Source organism: Herminiimonas arsenitoxidans (assembly GCF_900130075.1).
GTDB classification, from domain to species: Bacteria; Pseudomonadota; Gammaproteobacteria; order Burkholderiales; family Burkholderiaceae_D; genus Oxalicibacterium; species Oxalicibacterium arsenitoxidans.
The window spans coordinates 1107117-1128870 of the sequence record NZ_LT671418.1; the positions used below are offsets into that span (position 1 = coordinate 1107117).

Genomic DNA, 21754 nt, shown 5'->3' on the forward strand with positions numbered 1-21754 from the left:
GCATCCCTGTCTCGGGGATTACATCCGTGCCAGCACCGCGCCCCAAGTGAAGCCGCCGCCAACACCTTCCATCATGACATTCTGGCCTGGCTTGATACGACCATCGCGCACACCGACATCCAGCGCCAATGGAATCGATGCAGCAGATGTATTGCCATGCTGATCAACCGTCACAATCATCTTGTCCATGCTGAGACCGAGTTTTTTGGCCGTCCCCTGCATGATGCGGATATTGGCTTGGTGCGGCACGATCCAATCCACTTCGGATGCATCCATTTTCGCCAGTTGTAAGGCTTCGTTGGCAACTCTGTCCAGCAATCCGATCGCCAGCTTGAATACCGCCTGACCATCCATATACATAAAGGCGCTGCCTTCCAGCACGCCATTACTGATTCTTCCAGGTCCGCAGAGAATATCGCCATAGCTGCCGTTTGCATGCAAGCTGGTCGCCAGCACGCCAGGCTCCTCGGATGCACTCAAGACGACCGCACCGGAACCGTCGCCGAACAAGACGCAAGTCGTTCTATCCTTGAAATCGATGATGCGCGAAAATACCTCAGCACCGATCACCAGCACTTTTTTATGTGAGCCAGACTTGATGAACTTGTCAGCAGTCGACAACGCGTAGACAAAACCGCTGCACACCGCTTGCACATCGACAGCAGCACATTCATTCGTGATGCCCAACTTGCGTTGCACCACGCATGCAGTACTCGGAAAACCACCAAAAAAGTCAGGCGTCGAAGTCGCCAAAATAATCAGGTCGATATCATTCGGTGCCAATTGCGCCATATCCAGCGCACGTTTTGCCGCTTCAACCGCCAGGTCACTCGACTGCATATCCGCATCGGCGTAATGACGTGCAGCAATCCCGCTGCGAGAAACGATCCATTCGTCGGATGTTTCTATGCCATCACGAGCAAGACGCTCTATTAAATCCTGATTGGTGACACGTTGTGGCGGCAGATAACTGCCGGTACCGATAATTTTGCTATAGAGAGTCATGCGATTTTCTATTCTATTGTTCTGTTGTGGCACTAACCGAGTCTTCAGAAGACGAGGCCAAAGTTGATTGCGGCATGAGATCGGCAATTTTTGTCGAAATACGCGTCAGCACATCATATTTGGCAGCATCGAATGCGCGTTTTATGGCCCACTGATAACCGTAGGCATCAGCACCGCCATGGCTTTTGAATACCAAGCCGCGCAGACCCAGCAAACTGCCGCCATTGTAGCGAGAAGGATTCATTCGTTGTGAAATTGCTTTCAATGCACCGCGTGCAATCAAAGCACCCAACATGGTCAAAGGAGTACGCTTGAATTCGGTCGTCAGCACGCTTTTGACAAAGCGACCCAAGCCTTCCGATGCCTTCAAGGTGACATTGCCGACAAAGCCATCGCACACGACGATATCCGTCGTACCTTTAAAGATATCGTTGCCTTCGACATTGCCGTAGAAATTCAACGTCCCTTTTTCATGATCAGCACGCAGCAAGACAGCTGTCTGCTTGACGACGTCATTACCTTTGATATCTTCTTCGCCGACATTGAGCAAACCGACCGTTGGTCTTGGCTTGCCTTCCATCGCCGATACCAGCGCAGAACCCATCAATGCAAATTGATGCAAATGCTGCGGCTCGCAATCGACGTTGGCGCCGAGATCGAGCATATAGGTAGGACCGTCTTTTTGATTGGGGAGTATGCTGCAAATGGCCGGACGATTAACACCAGGGATCGTCTTGAGCACGTAACGCGAGATCGCCATCAAGGCACCCGTGTTACCGGCAGAGACGCATGCGTCCGCCTGCCCTTGCTTGACCAGATTGATGGCGACACGCATAGAAGAATCCTTCTTGCGGCGCAATGCAACTTCCAGAGGATCGTCCATAGTCACGACTTCGGTCGCGTTCACGATCGATAGACGTGGATGCCCACTTGCCTTGTGTTTTTTCAGTTCGGCCAAAAGCTGATCTTCCAGCCCGACTAAAATCAGCTCGGCATCTGGCTCGCTTTTGACAAACGAAATAGCAGCAGGAATGGTGACTGAGGGGCCGTGATCGCCACCCATACAGTCGATAGATATTTTAATTGTCATTGGATTGACTCAGGGCCTCACTCTAACCGCATTATGGGCCAGATTCAGCTTGATTCAAAATGACGGAATGTGCTGGATTAGCATATTAAAAAACGGCGCAAAGTCATGAACTTACCGCGCCGCTTTCTGTGCCTGAAAGACGAATGATTATTCGTCGTTTTTGGTTTTCAGGACTTTACGACCACGATAAAAGCCGTTAGGGCTGATATGGTGACGCATGTGTGTTTCACCGGTGGTTTGCTCAACGCTCAGTTGCGGAGCAACCAGGAAGTCGTGCGAACGGTGCATACCGCGTTTCGACGGTGTCTTTTTGTTTTGTTGAACAGCCATGATAACTCCTAAACCTTAAGTTCTAAAATTCTAACACATCCGTTTTGCAAACTCACGGCAAAACCGATAATCCTTACTACAAAATCTCAATATGCCCGCTTAAGGCCTCACAGCTGCAGCGAATCTATTGCTTCATACCTTTCAGCACATCAAAAGGCGATGGTTTTCTTGCATTCATCGCACTCTCAACTGCTGCATTGTCTGGACACACATCGTGCTTAGGCGCCAGAGGAATCGCTAACAAAGCCTCATCCTCAATCAGATCACTGACATTTAAAGTCTTTGAACCAACAATCACGTCTATGGTGTCGTCTGCCAGCAACGCGTCAATTTCATCAGCGTGCTCATCGTTTTTTGCAAGAATCAGCACTGATTCCGATGCAATATCGAGTTTCAGTGGCGTCATGCAACGCTGACACATCAAATGAATTGAGCCGGATACCGACATAATCAATTGCGGATGACCAAGTCCATCTGAACCACCCAACAAAGACCAATGCAGCGATGCAGGCATATTTACGGATTCTGCAGCAAGCCGCGGCAAATCAGCGATAGCAACGTCGCCTTCACGCTGCTCTCTAAGCCGACTGAACTCGAAGGCATCAATTACAAAAGCATTCATAGGCTAAGCCGAACCCGGAAAACCTGCGATAATAACAGGCTTTTCCTTTATTCGTCAAAGTGTTAGCGCACTTTTATTGAGCGGTCATTCAAATAAACATCAAATAATGCCTTCTCCATCCATCCAAGCACGATTAATACTGGGTTCAAGCTCGGTTTACCGCAAAGAATTGCTATCTCGACTACACCTGCCCTTCGAAGTCATGGTGCCGAATATCGATGAAACCGCTCTTCCTCACGAATCACCCGACACAACGGCATTACGACTGGCACAGCAAAAAGCAGCTGCCATCGCCACCCAAGCACCGAATTCTTTGATTATTGGGTCAGATCAAGTCGCCACGCTGGACGACGAGCAGATAGGCAAGCCAGGTACGCATGAAAATGCATTGAAACAACTGCAAAAAATGCGCGGTCGCAAAGTAGTCTTCCATACAGCACTCTGCCTGTTCGATGGCCGCGCCGGTATTTCATCACCACGCATTCAGCTGGAAAACATCCAAACCTTCGTCACCTTCCGTGATTTGCCGGATGCTGACCTCGATGCATATTTACGTATAGAGCAGCCATACGATTGCGCAGGCAGTGCAAAAAATGAAGGTTTAGGCATCACCATTATCGAAAAAATAGAAAGTAACGATCCGACTGCGCTCACTGGCTTACCGCTCATCGCTCTAACGACCATGCTGCGCCGTGCCAATATCGGCTTTTTCGGCAACTAGACAACTAATATAAGCAGCGTGCTTGATTAATCGCGCGCAACACATACCCTACTCAATACTCCAACATGCCCGGCATTCTCTATCTCATCCCCAATACATTAGGTCAGGCAGAAGTTAGTGCCACCGATCCGCTCGCACACATCATCCCGTTGGAAGTACAAACGACGACAGCCAAGCTCGATTACTTCATTGCGGAAAATGCCAAAACGACGCGCGCCTTTCTCAAGTTAATAGGTACGCACAACACACTGGCAAAGCCGATACAGGAAATACGCATTGCCGAGCTCAACGTCAACACCGACGCCAAAGCATTACCTGCGTTATTAGAGCCGCTGTTGTCTGGGCAAGATGCCGGCTTGATTTCAGAAGCCGGTGTACCGGCTGTAGCTGATCCTGGCGCAAATTTGGTGCGACTGGCACATGCGCACGGCATTCAGGTCAAACCTTTGGTTGGCCCGTCTTCACTACTGCTCGCTGTTATGGCCAGTGGCTTGAGTGGGCAAAATTTCGCCTTCAACGGTTACTTGCCTATCGATGCTGCAGCACGAGCGAAACGCATCAAGCAATTGGAAGATCGCTCCCGCGCTGAAAAACAAACGCAGTTTTTTATCGAGACGCCTTACCGCAATGCTGGACTGCTGGAAACATTAGCAACGACTTGCAATCCCAACACGCTTATTTGCATTGCGACCGATCTCACGCTGCCGTCCGAAGCGATCAAAACACAAACAGCCGCAAAATGGAAAGCGGATATTGCATCCGGGAAAACACCCGACTTCCACAAGAAGCCGACTGTATTTTTACTCTTGGCTGACGGCTGAATGTAAACGCAAAACGGCGATGTTTCATCGCCGTTTTGCCTGCCTCATAACGAGGCATTTGGAGAGGTCGGAGACCTTCAATTTTCCATCGTAGACGCGTCACCAAAATGCGAGCGGATGCTCCTTAGCAGTTGCAGACGTTGTTGCATTCACATCTTCAGATGCCGATAACGCACTTCCACTATAGCCAAGCACAAACGGATTACAAGCTCGGTTACATTCCTGCTCCGGAATTTTTTTCACATCGCTGACAATGTAGATGAAAAAAATTATTTCAAACTTGGAGCAAGCTGTTCCGTCATTGATTTGATTGCAGAAGCACCTGCTGCTGCGCCAAACTTCCGCAGTACACGATCGGATAAACCTTCGCGTTGCGTGTAATCAACGATGTTGGTGGACTTGAATTCTTCACGCGCCACACTCTCGACAGTACCGATACCATCTGCCAAGCCGAGCTCCACCGATTTTTCACCAGTCCAAACCAGACCAGAAAAGGTGTCCGGTGTTTCTTTCAAGCGCTTGCCGCGGCCTTTACGCACAACGTCGATGAATTGCTGATGGATTTCATTGAGCATGTCTTGCGCGTAGTGCTTTTGCGTTTCGGTTTGTGGGCTGAATGGATCCATGAATCCTTTGTTCACACCGGCAGTCAACAAGCGTCGCTCAACGCCCAATTTTTCCATCGTGCCAGTGAAACCAAAGCCATCCATCAACACGCCGATCGAACCAACGATACTCGCCTTGTTCACGTAAATACGATCAGCAGCAGCGGCGATGTAATAACCACCGGATGCGCAAATTTCAGTCACCACGACGTACAAAGGTTTTTGCGGATACTTCTTGCGCAGGCGCGTGATCTCATCGTTGATCATGCCAGCTTGCACTGGACTACCACCCGGACTATTGATTTGCAAAATCAGGCCGACAGAACCAGGATCTGCATACGCTTTAGTCAGCGCAGAAATAACCGTGTCGGCATCGCCGGCACCTTTTGCCTCTATCGTGCCGTCTATCTTGATCAAGGCGGTATGTGGCCCGACATTTTCCATGTCGCCAACGGCAGGACCAAAACTCATCCACAAGGCAAATCCAACCAAGGCCACTGTGACGAATTTGAAGAAAATACCCCAACGTCGACGCGCGCGCTGTTCCTTGAGCGTTGCGAATGCGAGTTTTTCCAGAACTTCGCGCTCCCAGCCATCTTTTTTAGGCGCAGGTGCTGCCGATGCTTGCCATGATTGAGGCTGATTCAATTCGTCGTTGTCGTTGCTCATGTTGTCGTGTGTTTTGTTCCGCGTTGCTTATGCGCGCGCGGGTCTTACGTATTCATCTGCCTGCCAGAATACCTGATTATCTTTTTCGATGATGACAATTGTACGCAAGCGGCGGCCACGGCATGGGCCGCCCTCGCAACGACCTGTTTCCGGCGCATAAATCGCACCATGTGTGGCGCAGATCAAATACCGCCCATCAGACTCGAAAAACTCGCCTTCATTCCAATCCAGTTCCATCGGAATATGCGCGCAACGATTCAGGTAACCGTAAGCAACACCGTTGTAGCGAATCACAAAACCGTTTGCATCCTCACCGCCTGCCGTCAGAGGAAAACGTATCCCCTTGCCGCTTTCTTCAAGAGCGGCAGAATCACAGACAGGAATCAGAATGGCATCAGTCAATGTGCTTATCCGTTTTCGTTCAGCCAGGTATGCAGCTCAGCTACAGACGTTGCTGCGTACAGGGGATTGAGCGCCTGCAATTCAGCAGGTGTATGCGCGCCATAGTGTACGGCGACGCCAGCCGCACCTGCGTTCTGCGCCAGCAACAAATCGTGCGTGGTATCACCCACCATCACGGTACGTTTCATGTCCTGCCCCAATTCACGCGTCAGTTCCTGCAACATCGCCGGATGCGGCTTGGAGAAGGTTTCATCGGCGCAACGCGTTGCATCAAATAATGACAACAACTTGGACACATCCAGCGCACGGTTCAGGCCGACACGGCTTTTACCAGTTGCAACCGCGAGGAAATAGCCTTGCTGCGACAAGTCTTCCAGCATCTCGCGCACACCCTTGAACAGCGTCAAGCCGCCATCCTGATTCAAATAATGGTAGCGGTAACGTTCCACCATGCGTGGATAGTATTTAGGATCAACACCGGGCAACGCAGCTTCCATTGCCTTTTGTAGACTCAGGCCAATGACATACGAAGCGGCTTTTTCATCCGGTATCGGTAAGCCGAGGTCTTTGGCTGCTGCTTGTATACAGTTGACGATAACTGCAGTGCTATCCATCAAGGTGCCATCCCAATCGAAAACGATGAGATCAAATTGCTTTCTTGCCATGTAACCTGACAGCGCGCTGCCAGCTCCTTTAACTATATAAATAGGTTATTGCTCAAATTCCACTTAGGGGCAATGAGCAATAAATCAATTAGGGGTCTTTTTCAAACTCTTGAGGAAGCGCTCGCATTCCGGCGGAAGCGGCGCATTCAATGTCACTGGCTTGCCAGTCTCAGGATGGATAAATGTAATTTGATGCGCATGCAGGAACATGCGTTTCAATGCGACACGCTCACCATCTGCTTTCTGCAAATCACGATTCAATGCGAAATCGCCATACTTGTCATCGCCCGCAATCGCAAAACCGCTAGATGCCAGATGCACGCGTATCTGATGGGTACGCCCGGTTTTTAGTTCCGCTTCCAATAAGGCGAACGGGCCGTAACGCTGGATCAGGTTGAAAATCGTATGTGACTCCATCCCATCCGCCTGCACGCGTACACGTCGCTCACCTTCCGGCGTGGAATACTTATGTAATGGCAATCTAATATGTTGGCGCGCATTCTTCCAATCGCCATGCACTAATACTAGATAACGCTTATCCGGCTCGCCGCCACGAATTTGTTCATGCAAATTTGTCAATGCCGAACGTTTCTTGGCCAAAACCAGAACGCCAGAGGTGTCACGATCAAGCCTGTGCACTAACTCAAGGAACTTTGCATCCGGTCTGGCCGCACGCAATTGTTCGATCACGCCATAACTGACGCCGGAACCACCATGCACTGCAACGCCGGCCGGCTTGTCGATGACAAGCAAGTGATTATCTTCAAGCAATATTTTGAATTCTGCACCAGGTGCCGTCGATGGCGCTTTTTCCGCAATGCGTATGGGTGGAATACGGACGATATCACCTTCGACTAAACGATAGGTTTGATCAATCCGCCCTTTATTAACGCGCACCTCTCCGGAGCGCAGCACACGGTAGATATGGCTTTTCGGTACGCCTTTACAAATACGTATCAAAAAATTATCAATCCGCTGCCCGGCTTCCTCATCAGTAATCGTGACAAGCTGCACTTGTGCCGGAACTTGAGAAGAGACCTGTGACGATCGGGAGGGTGATAGGGTTTGAGCCTCTTTCCCAGAAAATATCGCTAAGTCCTTCATTTTGAATATATAATCAATTCGCAATGGTTACCAAACCATTGCTGGTGTAAGAATAAAAAACACATTCTACACAGGGGCGTCTCCATCGGCCTCGCCAATTTGCAAATTCGATGGAAAAGATGTGTATGCACCGCCCCTGTGCGAGTCAAGGTTGCACCGTTGTTGTAATCGGATAACGCGCAAGGGTGTTGGTCAAGAATGTTTGGATTGTTAGGATAAGTCCGGCAAGCTCACTATATTTAATAGCAAGCTTGCTGGTTGATAAAGTTGAAACTGTTTGCCGATTCTGCCCATGCTTTGTATGGCTCAACCAATTTGCTCACCACTCGCGATTGTGTTCGTTGCGCTCGATCTATTCGATGCGCACGATGCGGATCAAGTGCGCATTCGGCAACCGCTTCACTTTATCCGCGCCCCGTTGTGACTACAGCGCGTTTGCGCTAAGTACCACACACCAAGGCAATTCCCTCCCCAAACGTTCCTGCCCCGCGTACATCCCTGTACTGTTGCTGTAGATGGCGCATGTCGCCATTGATGTCACATAGAAACACGCTGTTGACCACAGATTGCTGCGAATTTCCCCGATAGCCACGCTATCGCCGCTATTCGCTTCACGCAGGTCAACCGGCCGATTCGCTTGTGCATCAATGCTGATATGTAGCGCTACTGCATTAAAAAAACGGCCCTAGAGCCACGGAGCACTTACATGAAACGCATGTTATTTAACGCAACGCAGCAAGAAGAATTGCGTGTTGCCATTGTCAATGGGCAAAAACTCATAGACATCGATATCGAAACAACCGGACGCGAACAACGCAAGTCCAACATATATAAAGGCGTCATCACCCGTATCGAGCCTTCGCTCGAAGCTTGCTTTGTCAGCTACGGTGAAGATCGTCACGGTTTCCTGCCATTCAAGGAAGTCGCCCGCACCTACTTCAAGGAAGGCGTCGATGTCCGTAGCGCCTCCATTAAAGATGCGTTGCGCGAAGGCCAGGAAATCATGGTCCAGGTCGAAAAGGAAGAGCGCGGCAATAAAGGCGCTGCGCTGACATCCTTCATTTCGCTGGCTGGCCGCTATCTGGTCTTGATGCCTAACAACCCACGCGGTGGCGGTGTATCGCGTCGTGTCGAAGGTGAAGATCGCCAAGAACTGCGCGAAACGATGGACAAACTGGACTTGCCGCAAGGCATGTCGGTGATCGCTCGTACCGCTGGTATCGGCCGTAACGTTGACGAACTGCAATGGGATTTGAACTACCTGATGCAATTGTGGCGTGCGATCGAAGGCGCAGGCCAATCCGGCGGCGGCGCATTCCTGATTTATCAAGAATCCTCACTCGTCATCCGTGCCATCCGTGATTACTTCCAACCGGATATCGGCGAGATCCTGATCGACACCGACGACATCTACGAACAAGCTCAGCAATTCATGAGCCACGTGATGCCGGACATGGTCCATCGCGTCAAACGTTATAACGACGACGTACCGCTGTTTTCGCGCTTCCAGATCGAACATCAGATCGAAACCGCGTACTCACGTACCGTACCGTTGCCATCCGGCGGCGCGATCGTTATCGATCACACCGAAGCCTTGGTTTCCGTCGACGTCAACTCGGCACGCGCTACCCGCGGCAGCGATATCGAAACAACCGCATTCCATACCAACTGTGAAGCTGCTGAAGAAGTCGCTCGCCAATTGCGCTTGCGCGATTTGGGCGGCCTGATCGTCATCGATTTCATCGATATGGAAAACGCGAAGAACCAGCGCGAAGTCGAAACCCGTCTGAAAGACGCGTTGCACTTTGACCGCGCTCGCGTACAAATGGGCAAGATTTCACGCTTCGGCCTGATGGAATTGTCGCGTCAACGCCTGCGTCCATCCTTGTCCGAAGGCAGCCATGTAACCTGCCCACGTTGTAACGGCACCGGCCACATCCGCGATACAGAATCGTCCGCATTGCAAGTCCTGCGCATCATCCAGGAAGAAGCAATGAAGGAAAATTCAGCTTCTATCCACGTTCAAGCACCAGTCGACGTCGCAGCCTTCCTGCTGAACGAAAAACGCGGCGAAATCCTGAAGATCGAAACGCGTCATCGCGTCTCTGTCATCCTGATCCCAAACAAGCATCTGGAAACACCTCATTACAAACTGGAACGTATCAAACACGACGATCCACGTTTGGAAGAAACACAAGCCAGCTATGCAATGACTGAAGAAGCAGATACCGACATCAGCTACGGCAAGCGTCAGAAAGAAGAAAGCAAGCCACGTCAGGAAGCCATGGTCAAAGGCATTACGCCAGATCAACCTGCTCCTATCGTGGAACGCAAACCAGTTGAAGCAGCAAAAGTAGCGCCAGCTGAAGCAAAAGGTTTCTTCCAGAAACTCTTCGCCTTCCTGAGCGGTACGCCTGAACAGCCAAAAGTTGCTGCTCAACCTACAGCAGAAGAGAAACAGCAACGTAACCGCGAACGCGGCGAGCGCAATTCTGGTGGTCGTAACCAACGCAACCGCAGCCGCGGTGGTCGTGGTCGTGATCGTGAAGAACGCGACGAAACAGCCAAGCCAGCGCAAGCACCAGCAGCCGAAGCACAACAAACAGCGCGCCCTCCTCGCCCACCTCGTGAGCCGCGTGAACCACGTGAAGGCAATGAAGCTCGCCGTGAACGTCAGCCACGTGCTCCACGCGAAGAACGCAAGGAAGTCGTTGCAGAAGATCCTGTCTTGTTGCAAGGCGCAGCAATCGCTGCCAGCGTCGCTCCAACCCGTAATGCGGCTCCGGCCAGCGAAGCAGGCGAAGCGGTTGTGGTATTGGATGCAAACGGTATTCCAGTTCCAGCTGTAGAAGGCGAAGAACAACCGCGTCGTCGTCGTCGTCGTGGTGGTCGCAACCGTAATCGTCGTGATCGTGACAATACCGAAGCCGGTACTGAAAACGAAGGCAATGAAGATGGTGTAGACGCTTCGCAGGAACAATCCCTGCAAGATGAAGCGGATCAAACTTCACATACTCCGCATGTCAGCGCAACTGAAATGGCATCAAGCGTTGTTCACGCACCAGCACCAGTTGTTGCACAAGTGATCGAAACGCCAACTGCATTTGAAGCATCTGTGAGCGCATTGACTGCAGCCATTGCTGCACCATCCGTGCCGCAAGAAGTTAGCCGCCAACCTGAGCCTGTCGTTGCAGCTCCTGCACCGATTGCTGTTGCTGTACCGGAACCTGTTGCAGCACCTGTGGAAGCTGCACCAGCAGCAGTCATTGAAGCGGCACCGTCGATTCAAGAAACTGCTCCAGTGGTAGTAGCGACGCCGGAACCTGTTGCACAGCAAGCTCCTGTCGTCGTCGTTCCTGTCGTTGTAGCACCAGTCGTTGCTCCTGCAGCAGCGCCAGTTGCAAGCAAAGACTTGAACGAAGTTCTGCAAGCTGCCGGTTTGGTATTGGCTTCCACCAATCCAGAAAAACTGCGCGCAGCACAGGAAGAAGCTGCCAAGTTTGTAGCGCCAGCGCGTGTACCGCGTGAACGCAAACCACTGCCACCGCAATCGACGGAGCCATTGGTACAAATGGAAACAAAACGCTAAGACGCAAGCACATCCTGCATTGAAAAATCAGGATGTACAGTCGTTAAAAAAGGGAGCCTAGGCTCCCTTTTTTCTTTCCGTGCTGCGCACAATGCCGTTACTAGGTTGGCAAATGTGCACCGCAGAGATACAACGATTTATGCAGCAATACGTTCCTGCGTCAGTGCTTCAATTTTCTGCAAGCGAGCGATCGTGTCGGCGCAAGCATGTGCTGCTTCCTTGCCCTTGACCAGAAAGTGCTGATAAAAGAAGTTTTGATGCTCATCATGCGAATGGAAATGATGCGGCGTCAGCACGGCAGAAATCACAGGCACTTCTGTTTCCAGTTGTACTTGCATCAAGCCGCTGATGACTGCCTGCGACACGAACTCATGACGGTAGACACCACCATCAACTACCAAGCCGGTGCCAACTACGGCTGCATAACGACCACTCTTGGCCAGTAATTTGGCATGCAGTGGAATTTCGAATGCACCAGCAACTTCGAAGAAATCGATCACATCTTCGGAATAGCCACGCTCGGCCATTTCCGCGATGAATGCAATGCGGCATTGATCAACGATTTCTTTATGCCAGCTAGCTTGGATAAAGGCGATACGACGTACTGCTGATTTTGTTTTGATATCTATTGGGTGTTGCATGTGAAGCTCCTGTTTGCAAATTGAAAAACAGGGCGTACAGGAATGGCAAAGCGCACGTTACCGTGCGTGAAAAGTCATTCCGCTCTCTATCATCCGGACTATGACCGTCGGCCTCGGGATCACACCGAGTCTGCTGACCTTGTCGAAGACATCTGCAGAAAGCAGATGGAGAACTTCATCAAGCGCTCGCGGGCTATACGCCTAAACGTAATTACCGCCGGTGGGGAATCGCACCCCGCCCCGAGAACGTAAAGCTGATGAAATAAATGACTGAAAAACTTCAGCAATTCATTTCATCAGTAGTCGTGAATTTATCATGATTTAAAAAAAGCTGCTGACGACGGCCGAATTTGCTATTCCCTTGTTATTCTTTATCGTCCAACAGATCACCCAAAGGCAAATCAACGCCCAGGAGCTGCTGCGCGGCTTCGCTAGGCAGTGCCTCTACAGATTTCAATTTGCGCGTCATCTGGCGGCTTCTGGTCTCTGCCTGTTCGATATTCTTGGCTGCACGCTCCAGTGTCGCTTTGGTTGCAGCAAGTACATCACCGAATTTGCCGAATTCGGTTTTCACTGCGCCCAGCACTTGCCAGACTTCCGATGAGCGTTTTTCCAGTGCCAATGTACGGAAGCCCATTTGCAAGCTGTTCAACAATGCCGACAAAGTCGATGGTCCGGCAATGCTGACGCGATGTGTACGCTGCAGATCGTCCGCCAAACCAGGACGACGCATGACTTCCGCATACAAGCCTTCAGTCGGCAAGAACAGGATCGCAAAATCTGTTGTCAGTGGTGGCGACAAATATTTCTCTGCGATTTTTTTCGCTTCGAAACGTACTACCCGTTCCAATTCACGACCAGCCAAGGCCACGCCATCCGCATCGGCCTTATCGGCTGCTTCCGCCAGACGCTCGTATTGTTCTTTCGGAAATTTGGCATCGATAGGCATCCAGATCGGCGTCTGACCATCGTCGGTGCCCGGCAGCTTGATCGCAAATTCAACTCGCTCGCCAGTACCCGGAACTGTCTCGACATTCTTCGCATATTGATCTGGCGTTAACACTTGTTCCAGCAGCATCTCAAGCTGTACTTCGCCCCATGTGCCGCGTGTCTTGACGTTGGTCAGCACGCGTTTGAGGTCGCCGACACCGATGGCCAACTGCTGCATCTCACCCAGACCTTGGTGCACTTTCTCCAAGCGGTCAGAAACCAACTTGAACGATTCACCCAGTCTTTGTTCCAGCGTCGCATGCAATTTCTCATCGACGGTCTTGCGCATCTCTTCCAGACGCGCGCCATTATCGGTTTGCAGATCCTTGATCTTGGCTTCCAGCGTCGCGCGCACTTCAGCCATGCGCTGCGCATTGGATTCCGTCAGCGCAGTCAACGTCTGATTCAATGTATCGCCAAAATGCTTGAGCGCAGTCGCCTGCTCTTCACGTCCGGTTTGCGCTTGCAAAGTGATCGCCTGACGCATGGCCTCCAACTGCTGTGCATTCGCTTCATTCAACTTTGCCAGCTGCTGCGCAAACGAATCAATTTGATTATTCTGCATCGTTGCAACGCTGGTCAATTGCGTTGCCAAGGCCTGCTGAAACTGCGTAAAGTTGCTACCTAATTCCTGTCGTGTTGCTTGCGCAGTCGATTGCACCTGCTCGCGCAATTCGCGCTCAATACGTTCACTACCTTGCTGCTGATGACGTTGCAAGTCATTCTGCAGCTGCATCAATTGCGGCGCGATATCCGTACCGCGTGCGCGCAACAAGGCCACCACCTGCAAAATGATGATGACTGCGGCAACCAGCAGCAGAATAATGAAATGCAGTTGTGTCATGAATGAAGCCTTGTTCGAACAGAGTAATGAGTGAGAAACCGCAACAGCAGAAAAACTTAATCGCGGGTATTACGCATCCAGTCTGCAGTGTCGTAAAACGCCTGTTGCAAACGTGTTTGCAATGATGCGTCGATGCCGACATCTTCCATGGCTGCTTGCATGCAGCGCAACCATTGATCGCGCTCACTCGTTGCGATGGCATACGGCAAATGGCGCGCGCGCAAGCGCGGATGGCCGAAGCGTTCGACAAACATATCCGGACCGCCGGTCCAGCCAGAGAGAAACCAGTACAGCTTGTCGCGTGAGCCATCCAGCGTAGTCGGATGCATCGCGCGTATGCCGGCAAAGTCTGGTTCCAGATCCATCAAGTCATAAAATCGATCGACCAGCTCACGCACTTTGGCATCGCCGCCGATCAATTCATAAATGCTTGCTTGTTGAGTTTCTTGTTCAGTAGTCATAGCCTGCATGATACCGCATCGCTATACGGCACGGCAGGCCAGACAAGCAAAATCAAGCCTCGCGCAAGGTCTGTAATGGCGGCTGATTAAGTACATGACGCAACCCTACCCAACCGCCAATAAATGCGCATGCAGCACCGATGCCAAAACCTGCCAACCAGACAACAGGGCTGAATATCCATTCAAAGTCGAAGACAAAATGCGCCAGTCCCCAACCGACCGCCGTCGCACCTGTTGCCGCCAGCAAACCTGCCAAGCCACCAACCAGCGTGAACTCTATCCATTGCGATTGCGACAATTGCTTGCGCGTTGCACCCAAGGCTCGCAACAAGCCCGCCTCACGCGTACGCTCATCCTGCGAGCTGGCCAGCGCCGCATACAGAACCAGCATGCCGGATGCCAGCGTGAACATGAACAGGAATTCAACTGCTGTTACCACTTGATCAACCACATCCTGAATCTGCTTCACGACGCTGCCGATATCAACCACCGTCAAATTCGGGAAGTCGCGCGTCAGTTGATTTTCCAGACCTGTATTTGTTACCGGCAAATGGAAAGCCGTGATCCAGGTTTGTGGCATGTCCTTCATCGCAGCTGGATTGATGATCACGAAGAAATTCACTCGCATTGAGCCCCACTCCAGCTTGCGCAAACTGGTGATAGGCACATCGACGGTTTCACCAGCGATATCGAATTTCAAATGATCGCCCAGCTTCAAGTTCAGCGTCTTGGCGAGACCTTCTTCCACCGATGCTTCCGGCTTGCTGTTGTCATACCAGCGGCCAGCAGTAATTTCATTCTGCTCAGGAATATCCTTCATTGTCGACAGATTAAATTCTCTATCGACCAATCGCTTGGCGCGATCTTCGATAAAGCTTTCTCCCGTGATAGGTGTGCCATTGATCGCCAGCAAACGACCACGAATCATTGGGTACAAATGATTACCGACGATATTGTTTTGCTGCAGACGCGCTTCGATCTGCGCCTTCTGTTCCGGTTGAATATTGATAACAAAACGATTCGGTGCATCCGGCGGCGTAGCATTGCGCCATGCCGATACCAGATCACCGCGTATCACCGTCAACAACAACAAAGCCATCAAACCCAAAGCCAGCGCGACAACTTGCACAACAGTTGCACCAGGCCGACGCTGCAAAGCCGTCACGGCAAAGCGCCAGCTAGGATGATTGATCGCACCACGCAGCGACTGCAAAGACTTCAGTGCCAACCAGCTAATTACGGCAAATCCAGCCAATCCACCGAGAAAACCGGCTGCCGTCAGCAAACCCAGTTTCACATTACCAGCCTGCCACAACAGCAAGCCGATAAACGTCAACAAGCCCAAGGCATAAGTGGCTATCGTGATCGGCTGCGGCATATCCTGCTCGCGTCGAATAACGCGGTTATGCGGCACATTACGCAGTTGCAGTATCGGCGGCACGGCAAAGCCGATCAATAGGAGCAATCCCGTCACCACGCCTTGCAACGCAGGCAAGAACGATGCTGCCGGCAATTCATTCGTGACCAGCTTACCCAGCCATTCAATCAACACAAAATGCGCCGCGAATCCAATCGCCGCACCTATCGCACTGCCTATCACCCCCACGATCAAGAATTCGAGCAGATACAAACCAGTCACCTGATTCTGCGTCATGCCCAGGCAACGCAACATCGCGCACGCATCCACATGACGCAGCATGAAACGACGTGCTGCCATCGCGACGGCAACCGCTGCCAGCATGGCCGACAGCAAGCCTACCAGCGATAGAAATTGTTCGGCGCGTTCCAGCGTCGCGCGCATTTCCGGACGCCCCGATTCCAGCGATTCAGTACGGATACCTTTGAGGTTCTGCGTCTCGATCTGGTTTTGCACCAATTGATCGAAATCATTTACATCGCTAGGCTTGCCTGCGACCAGCAAGCGATAACTCACGCGCGATCCGTTTTGCACCAAATTCGTCGCGGCAAGATCGCTTTTCGCCAACATCACACGCGGGGCAAAATTCATGAAGCTCGCACCACGATCTGGCTCAAACGTGAGTACCTTGGCTATCGTGAAAACCTTGTCGCCCAGTTTCAATGGACTGCCGACTGCGATATTCAGACTTTCCAGAATGCCCGCATCAACCCATACCGTACCGGCAGCAGGAACCGCATTCGTCACCACGCCCTCGCCAATCGGCGCATCAGCAACCTTCACTTTGCCGCGCAAGGGGTAACCATCGCTTACCGCCTTGATGGACGCCAACTTGGATACTGCCTGCTCGCCCTCTCCGGCAATCGCCATACTGGGGAAAACGGTGGTATCTGCCAGTTGCAAGCCGCGCTTTTCTGCCTCGCCGCGCAAGGACGCAGCAATTGGCTCGTCCGCGCGAATAATCAGATCAGCACCGAGTAATTGATGTGCATCGCGATTTAAACCCGCGCGCATACGATCGACAAAGAAGCCAACCGAAGACAATGCAGCCACGGCAATAATCAGCGAAACCAGCAAGAAGCGAAGTTCACCCGCGCGCCAATCGCGCTGCGTCATACGAAGAGATTGCACAAACATGAAATCCAGCGCTTTCTGAAAAAGCCGTGTGCATCTGCCCTATTTGGCATAGCTATCCGGCAACAATGAAGACTCAAACATATAAGAACTCGAACTCAAGCAAGATAGACAGGCGAGTATTTCCGAGCAGCATAAGACTAACGTAAAAATGCCATTCAGGTGGCGCACTGCTCAAGCAAGGAATATTGGCGAAATGAAAGAGAAATTTTTGCCAGAAAAGTGAGTCGGTACTATATTAAAGACATCGTTGCGCTCGGCCTCTTCGCATGGTGCAAGGAAGATGGCAAAGGATCACCACATGACTCTGCTCAAAAATAAATTCGGCGTGCCGCAATACCCAGTTGATGATGCGCGCAGATTGTTTGTACTCGCTGCAGCAATTGATCTACTTGAACGCCCCACTCCGACCGCAATCGACGATCTGACCGGCATAGATAAAAGTACGATAGAGCAGCAAGTAGACAAGTTGCGTGAACAGTACGACATGACTATCCACAAATTCGGCGACATTTACCGCATCGAGTCATGGGGAGAAATATTGAACAGGAAAAATGTCACGAAAGCGATGAAGCAAGAAAGTGAATGAAGGGAATCAGTCATATCCTTTTCTTCATCGTAAATATTCAGTCTTTATTTGAAATCCTGGCCGGCTCCACTACCACGGCAGATCACCATGCATAGCGCAATCCTGCTGTGATGGTATGCGCCGTATCGCGTTTCGCCACCGTTGCATCGTAGCTAAGGTAGACGTGCATATTCGCAGCCTGTGCATACACAAGATTCACACCTAGCAACGCGGCATCACGCCAGCCTTGTGCGCCTTGAACAGTGAAGCGCTGGCCAGTCACATCACCAATAAATGCAGCCTGGAACTGTGGCGTGCGATCTTCAAACTCATGCAACCAACGCGCCTTTCCCTCCACTGTCAGCACACCGCGGCTGAGAGCGAAATCTTTCGTTAACGTCGCACCCAAACCAGAGCGCAAGCTTTGTGTTGTTGCACTCTCGCCATTCAAGCCAATTTCACCTGCGCCATTTTCCACAAAGCCGGGTTCACGTTGTCGAACGTAGCTCAGCGAAGCCAAAGGCTTCAATATCAAACCTGTAGATAAAGGCAGTTGATAACCGGTTTCGACATAGAGATTGATGTGCCGTCCCGTGTAATCTGCATTCGCCTGCGAGACGACATTATTAAAATTAATACTGCGATTGACGGTGTTTTTTTGCCAGCCAACACTGGCTATGCCATCCAGATAAAAACGATCATGTTGATAGCTGCTGTACAGACCGACTTGATAAGCATCCGTTTTCGCATGCGCATCATAGGCGGAGAAATTGCTGCGCATCTGCGAGACATCCACTCCCGCACCGAACAACCAGTCGCTGTTGATCCAGCGATCCATACCTGCAGCCAAACCATTGACGCCATAACTCGCGCTGGCCACAACATCGCTATCGACCTGACCGCTAGTGTAATAAGGTCGCGCCCACAAAGCCGAGTCACGTGCGGTATCCCGCGGCAAGCGGCCGGATAAACGTTGCGTCAGTGCACGCGCAAATATATCGCCTTGCCGCATGTTCAAACCTGCCAGCGTTGCATGCACATCGCCACCGCCCAAATTACTAAAAGCGCTTTGCGCCTGTGCAGCCGACATCGCAACCAGTTGATCGACCGTATTTGTCATGCCACCGGCCTTGGCGTTGGCATCTAGCGATGCCGCCAGTGCTTTGTCATTGTCTGTTGTGGCGATATCGGCAAAGCTGACGTCGTTACGCTTATAACCAATGAACACACCTTGATTGCCAGCACCATTGAATACCGTGGTATCAATAAAGGCAGATGGCGTATACACGCTAAAAGCGCCCGTCACGCAACTACCAGTGCACTTAATAATTTCTCGCTGAAATCCAGCATCGTAATTCCCTGCTTGGAAATTCGCGATTACTTGACCGCCCTGAAGATTCACTGTACTGCCAGAATTGACAATCAATTGACTGGCAGAAGTCGAAGAGACGTCCACCACCAGCGTGCCTGAACTTAGATTGGTGTAATTACCAGCAATCGTAATCGCACCTGTGCCATCGCCAGCGCCGGGATGTACAGTGCCGCCATTGGTCAAATTACCGGCAACAGTACCAAGGCCAGACAGCACACCTACAACCGTCCCTGTCCCCGCACCAGCGGCCGTACTTGCAACGGTTACACCAGCCAGATTCCCAGTGGTGAGAGTCCCTCCCGCACCGATATAAACAGGACTCGTCAGAACACTATCCAAACGCAATATGCCACTTTGAATCAACGTGTTATTGAAAGTAGCGTCAGTCTCCCAGGTCCAATCTGTACCACGCATAGTCAGGGTATTGAAATTACGAAATGCATTATCAACGGTACCCGTTCCTTCCAGATACACATTGCTATTGCCGCTGCCGCCATCAGCAGCCCCGACAATATGTGAACCGGTTTGCAGGATCAATACATTATTAAGGCTATTGCCGAGGATGATCGCGGTATCGTTATTAACGCCGCCGGCCCCTTTTAGAGTACCGGAATTAATTACTGTGTCGCTACCATTCAAACCACGAATGGCATAAGAGTTGACACTGGTAATACTGCCGTTATTAGTGATAGTCGAAGTAAAGGTCGAGCTCACCGTATTCATGAACACACCATCAGAACCATTACCCGAGACATTAATAGTTCCGCTACTGGTATTGGTGAAACTATTCGTATTGCCTTGCGCATATACAGCTGTTGATGAAGTACCCGACGTGGTAATCGCACCGCTATTAGTAATCGTGTTGTTGCCACCGACTACGTGAATAGCATCTGAACTACTGTTCAAAGTTGTGATCGTACCGGCGTTGTTAACCGTGTTGTTTGTCCCGCCGCCGCCCGCTGCGGAAGTTCCAATTGAGATGCCATAAATATTCGCCCCTGTCACACTGATCGTGCCAGTGCCGCTATTGGTAATCGTATTATTGTTAGTCAATGCTGAAATAGCCGCCTTCAGCCCACTGCCTGAACCCGCGATCGTAGTAAGAGCTCCGTTGTTGGTAACGCTGCTACTGCCAACAACTTGTATGCCCATTCGGGTAAAGGATATGGTGCCGGGATCAACCGTAACATTGACATTACTGCTGTTGGCTACCGCGATCACGCTGGGTGAAGTACCTGCAGATGGAGTGCAACTGACAGTGGCACCGGAAGTCGGCGCAGTATTGTCACAAGCCGCCCAGACATGGCTTGTGCTCAAACCAATCAAGCCTAATGCGATATACAGGGCGCGTCGGGAATAGTGCTGAGAATTGTTAGTTGCGGACTGGTGTCGCATGGCTAAAAATATCTTCAATATTTTCTCGCTAGCAAGAGTTAGAACCCAGATTTAAAACATGTACATCAGTATATGGAATTAACAATTCATTGACTAGATAGCATCAAAAAAACTACATCAATATGGCAAGAATGTTTAACAAATTCTTCACATGCAATGATGGCAAATCATCGCCGCCGCTACACTAAGAAACAATCGCGCGAACAGTCGGATGCGGCGTACCAGTCCATGCAAGTTCATACGCGATGCCGCGTCTTACATTACCCACCAGGGCTGGGCGGAAACAAGCGAGATTCGTTCCGCCTGCATGCCGCACGCTGGGATAAATAATGCCCAGTGAACCTTCTTCCAATAATTGCGCAGCCAGCTTTTGCGATGCGACGTAGCTATTCGGCGTCAGGCATTTTGCATAGCGACTGGCACCGCGCAAATCATGGAACTCATTATTGAAATCCGCCAGCAAGGTTTGATAACGCACGCTGTCGTCGAAGCGATCAATTTCGTAATACTCAACCGTTTTATGGAAGATGATTTCGTCCAAAGACGTTTCTATGTCGAAGCCGCAATACCAGGCGCCACGCTCATCGTTATTGAAACGGCTGCCTTCTGGGCGCGCATACGTAAACGCGGCATTGATCATGCGGAAATGTGGCACACCAAATACCAATTCATCTACACCGATACCAGCCGCACGACCATGCTCTGCAATCAAACGCTCATTGGTTGCGTTATCGAGTTCAAAAATATCCGCCAGATGTTTGGCATCTTCAGCCAATGGCACCAACACGGAATCTTCTTTATCAACAAAACGGGAAGGGATTAAACGACAAGTATCAAACTGGCGTAATTGCACCAGCGGCGGTACAGCCATTACAAACCTCCGCGCCGTGCGTCCAGCAATTTGCGGACAACTTGCATCGCGAGCAAACCACCGGCCTGCATATAAGCCAATGGCGACTGGCCGGCGAAAATAATATTCTTGTTCGGCAGACTGATCCATTCATCAGCCAACTTATCGCCGTACAGAATGTGGAGTGCCTTATAGATCCCAATCAGATAGGAAATGCGCGTGATGCGATCCACTTCCAGCACGCGATCCGGATTCTTTTTCCATTCATAGAATGCGCTGCTGGATAAACCGCCTAAAAGCTCGCGCGCATCCTCGTCGCGCAGCTTCCACGCATCGGCGAGCCGGAAGAATCCCTTCAATGCTGAACTGGACAAGCGCTCCCGTTCTGATTTCGCATTCAGGTCAACTAGTCCGGCTGGTTCGAATCGGCTTTTTGGATAAGCGTATGCGGCACTCATA

General features: G+C 51.1%; 19 protein-coding genes and 1 riboswitch. Of the genes, 4 read left to right on the forward strand and 15 right to left on the reverse strand.

The annotated features are described in order from the left end of the window. Positions 1 to 18: 18 nt before the first annotated feature. The 4 genes from BQ6873_RS05190 to BQ6873_RS05205 all read right to left on the reverse strand — a co-directional run bounded on the left by BQ6873_RS05190 (position 19) and on the right by BQ6873_RS05205 (position 3047). Complete coding sequence (locus BQ6873_RS05190; RefSeq protein ID WP_076591696.1) at positions 19 to 1005, reverse strand: beta-ketoacyl-ACP synthase III; 987 nt, start codon at positions 1003 to 1005, stop codon at positions 19 to 21. A 13-nt stretch (positions 1006 to 1018) separates the two neighbouring features. Further along, positions 1019 to 2095, reverse strand: a complete 1077-nt coding sequence (gene plsX, locus BQ6873_RS05195) for a phosphate acyltransferase PlsX (RefSeq protein ID WP_076591697.1) — start codon at positions 2093 to 2095, stop codon at positions 1019 to 1021. Between the two features lie 147 nt (positions 2096 to 2242). Beyond that, entirely contained in the window at positions 2243 to 2425 is a 183-nt protein-coding gene (rpmF, locus tag BQ6873_RS05200; RefSeq protein ID WP_011871497.1) for a 50S ribosomal protein L32, read from the reverse strand. Positions 2426 to 2549: 124 nt separating this feature from the next. Next, a complete protein-coding gene (locus BQ6873_RS05205) occupies positions 2550 to 3047 on the reverse strand; it encodes a YceD family protein (RefSeq protein ID WP_076591698.1) in 498 nt (165 codons plus the stop codon). Positions 3048 to 3153: 106 nt separating this feature from the next. Between BQ6873_RS05205 and BQ6873_RS05210 the strand changes: the two genes are divergently transcribed. Together BQ6873_RS05210 and BQ6873_RS05215 are read left to right on the forward strand one after the other, a co-directional pair. After that, positions 3154 to 3768 (forward strand): Maf-like protein, encoded by a 615-nt coding sequence (locus BQ6873_RS05210; protein WP_076591699.1) that lies wholly within the window; start codon positions 3154 to 3156, stop codon positions 3766 to 3768. 65 nt (positions 3769 to 3833) lie between these two features. Continuing rightward, the gene (locus BQ6873_RS05215; RefSeq protein WP_076591700.1) at positions 3834 to 4589 is read left to right on the forward strand and encodes an SAM-dependent methyltransferase; all 756 of its coding nucleotides are present in this window, start codon (positions 3834 to 3836) and stop codon (positions 4587 to 4589) included. Between the two features lie 269 nt (positions 4590 to 4858). Here BQ6873_RS05215 and BQ6873_RS05220 read toward each other — a convergent pair whose 3' ends face one another. The 4 genes from BQ6873_RS05220 to BQ6873_RS05235 form a co-directional block, all read right to left on the reverse strand. Next, the gene (locus tag BQ6873_RS05220) at positions 4859 to 5863 is read right to left on the reverse strand and encodes a S49 family peptidase (protein WP_076591701.1); all 1005 of its coding nucleotides are present in this window, start codon (positions 5861 to 5863) and stop codon (positions 4859 to 4861) included. Between the two features lie 27 nt (positions 5864 to 5890). Beyond that, the gene (locus tag BQ6873_RS05225) at positions 5891 to 6265 is read right to left on the reverse strand and encodes a Rieske (2Fe-2S) protein (protein WP_076591702.1); all 375 of its coding nucleotides are present in this window, start codon (positions 6263 to 6265) and stop codon (positions 5891 to 5893) included. 5 nt (positions 6266 to 6270) lie between these two features. After that, a complete protein-coding gene (locus BQ6873_RS05230; RefSeq protein ID WP_076591703.1) occupies positions 6271 to 6930 on the reverse strand; it encodes an HAD-IIIA family hydrolase in 660 nt (219 codons plus the stop codon). An 84-nt stretch (positions 6931 to 7014) separates the two neighbouring features. Beyond that, positions 7015 to 8034, reverse strand: coding sequence for an RluA family pseudouridine synthase (locus BQ6873_RS05235; protein ID WP_076591704.1), 1020 nt, complete (start codon positions 8032 to 8034; stop codon positions 7015 to 7017). Positions 8035 to 8740: 706 nt separating this feature from the next. Here BQ6873_RS05235 and BQ6873_RS05240 point away from each other — a divergent pair. Beyond that, positions 8741 to 11623: an Rne/Rng family ribonuclease gene (locus BQ6873_RS05240; RefSeq protein WP_076591705.1), complete on the forward strand. Its 2883-nt coding sequence runs from the start codon at positions 8741 to 8743 to the stop codon at positions 11621 to 11623. A 137-nt stretch (positions 11624 to 11760) separates the two neighbouring features. On the opposite strand, the gene BQ6873_RS05245 is transcribed toward BQ6873_RS05240, so the two are convergent. The 4 genes from BQ6873_RS05245 to BQ6873_RS05260 all read right to left on the reverse strand — a co-directional run bounded on the left by BQ6873_RS05245 (position 11761) and on the right by BQ6873_RS05260 (position 17113). Then, entirely contained in the window at positions 11761 to 12264 is a 504-nt protein-coding gene (locus tag BQ6873_RS05245) for a 6,7-dimethyl-8-ribityllumazine synthase (RefSeq protein ID WP_076591706.1), read from the reverse strand. Between the two features lie 77 nt (positions 12265 to 12341). After that, positions 12342 to 12516, reverse strand: a riboswitch (FMN riboswitch). Positions 12517 to 12628: 112 nt separating this feature from the next. Continuing rightward, positions 12629 to 14098, reverse strand: coding sequence for a DNA recombination protein RmuC (rmuC, locus tag BQ6873_RS05250; protein ID WP_173830581.1), 1470 nt, complete (start codon positions 14096 to 14098; stop codon positions 12629 to 12631). Positions 14099 to 14154: 56 nt separating this feature from the next. Further along, entirely contained in the window at positions 14155 to 14568 is a 414-nt protein-coding gene (locus BQ6873_RS05255; protein WP_157889124.1) for a group II truncated hemoglobin, read from the reverse strand. 43 nt (positions 14569 to 14611) lie between these two features. Further along, complete coding sequence (locus BQ6873_RS05260) at positions 14612 to 17113, reverse strand: ABC transporter permease (RefSeq protein ID WP_076591707.1); 2502 nt, start codon at positions 17111 to 17113, stop codon at positions 14612 to 14614. A 298-nt stretch (positions 17114 to 17411) separates the two neighbouring features. On the opposite strand from BQ6873_RS05260, the gene BQ6873_RS05265 reads away from it, so the two are divergent. Then, the gene (locus tag BQ6873_RS05265) at positions 17412 to 17699 is read left to right on the forward strand and encodes a hypothetical protein (protein WP_076591708.1); all 288 of its coding nucleotides are present in this window, start codon (positions 17412 to 17414) and stop codon (positions 17697 to 17699) included. An 82-nt stretch (positions 17700 to 17781) separates the two neighbouring features. On the opposite strand, the gene BQ6873_RS05270 is transcribed toward BQ6873_RS05265, so the two are convergent. From BQ6873_RS05270 to BQ6873_RS05285, 3 genes are all read right to left on the reverse strand, one after another. Continuing rightward, positions 17782 to 20445 (reverse strand): autotransporter outer membrane beta-barrel domain-containing protein, encoded by a 2664-nt coding sequence (locus BQ6873_RS05270; protein WP_231949284.1) that lies wholly within the window; start codon positions 20443 to 20445, stop codon positions 17782 to 17784. A gap of 184 nt (positions 20446 to 20629) precedes the next feature. After that, a complete protein-coding gene (locus tag BQ6873_RS05280) occupies positions 20630 to 21316 on the reverse strand; it encodes an RES family NAD+ phosphorylase (RefSeq protein WP_076591711.1) in 687 nt (228 codons plus the stop codon). Beyond that, complete coding sequence (locus tag BQ6873_RS05285) at positions 21316 to 21753, reverse strand: antitoxin Xre-like helix-turn-helix domain-containing protein (RefSeq protein WP_076591712.1); 438 nt, start codon at positions 21751 to 21753, stop codon at positions 21316 to 21318. The genes BQ6873_RS05280 and BQ6873_RS05285 overlap by 1 nt, the downstream gene beginning before the upstream one ends. Position 21754: the final 1 nt, after the last annotated feature.

Bases quoted from the DNA above. Each gene is read 5' to 3' on its own strand.
- BQ6873_RS05190 (WP_076591696.1), bottom strand. From the start codon at position 1,005: ATGACTCTCTATAGCAAAATTATCGGTACCGGCAGTTATCTGCCGCCA.
- plsX (WP_076591697.1), bottom strand. From the start codon at position 2,095: ATGACAATTAAAATATCTATCGACTGTATGGGTGGCGATCACGGCCCC.
- rpmF (WP_011871497.1), bottom strand. From the start codon at position 2,425: ATGGCTGTTCAACAAAACAAAAAGACACCGTCGAAACGCGGTATGCAC.
- BQ6873_RS05205 (WP_076591698.1), bottom strand. From the start codon at position 3,047: ATGAATGCTTTTGTAATTGATGCCTTCGAGTTCAGTCGGCTTAGAGAG.
- BQ6873_RS05210 (WP_076591699.1), top strand. From the start codon at position 3,154: ATGCCTTCTCCATCCATCCAAGCACGATTAATACTGGGTTCAAGCTCG.
- BQ6873_RS05215 (WP_076591700.1), top strand. From the start codon at position 3,834: ATGCCCGGCATTCTCTATCTCATCCCCAATACATTAGGTCAGGCAGAA.
- BQ6873_RS05220 (WP_076591701.1), bottom strand. From the start codon at position 5,863: ATGAGCAACGACAACGACGAATTGAATCAGCCTCAATCATGGCAAGCA.
- BQ6873_RS05230 (WP_076591703.1), bottom strand. From the start codon at position 6,930: ATGGCAAGAAAGCAATTTGATCTCATCGTTTTCGATTGGGATGGCACC.
- BQ6873_RS05235 (WP_076591704.1), bottom strand. From the start codon at position 8,034: ATGAAGGACTTAGCGATATTTTCTGGGAAAGAGGCTCAAACCCTATCA.
- BQ6873_RS05240 (WP_076591705.1), top strand. From the start codon at position 8,741: ATGAAACGCATGTTATTTAACGCAACGCAGCAAGAAGAATTGCGTGTT.
- BQ6873_RS05245 (WP_076591706.1), bottom strand. From the start codon at position 12,264: ATGCAACACCCAATAGATATCAAAACAAAATCAGCAGTACGTCGTATC.
- rmuC (WP_173830581.1), bottom strand. From the start codon at position 14,098: ATGACACAACTGCATTTCATTATTCTGCTGCTGGTTGCCGCAGTCATC.
- BQ6873_RS05255 (WP_157889124.1), bottom strand. From the start codon at position 14,568: ATGCAGGCTATGACTACTGAACAAGAAACTCAACAAGCAAGCATTTAT.
- BQ6873_RS05260 (WP_076591707.1), bottom strand. From the start codon at position 17,113: ATGTTTGTGCAATCTCTTCGTATGACGCAGCGCGATTGGCGCGCGGGT.
- BQ6873_RS05265 (WP_076591708.1), top strand. From the start codon at position 17,412: ATGACTCTGCTCAAAAATAAATTCGGCGTGCCGCAATACCCAGTTGAT.
- BQ6873_RS05270 (WP_231949284.1), bottom strand. From the start codon at position 20,445: ATGCGACACCAGTCCGCAACTAACAATTCTCAGCACTATTCCCGACGC.
- BQ6873_RS05280 (WP_076591711.1), bottom strand. From the start codon at position 21,316: ATGGCTGTACCGCCGCTGGTGCAATTACGCCAGTTTGATACTTGTCGT.
- BQ6873_RS05285 (WP_076591712.1), bottom strand. From the start codon at position 21,753: ATGAGTGCCGCATACGCTTATCCAAAAAGCCGATTCGAACCAGCCGGA.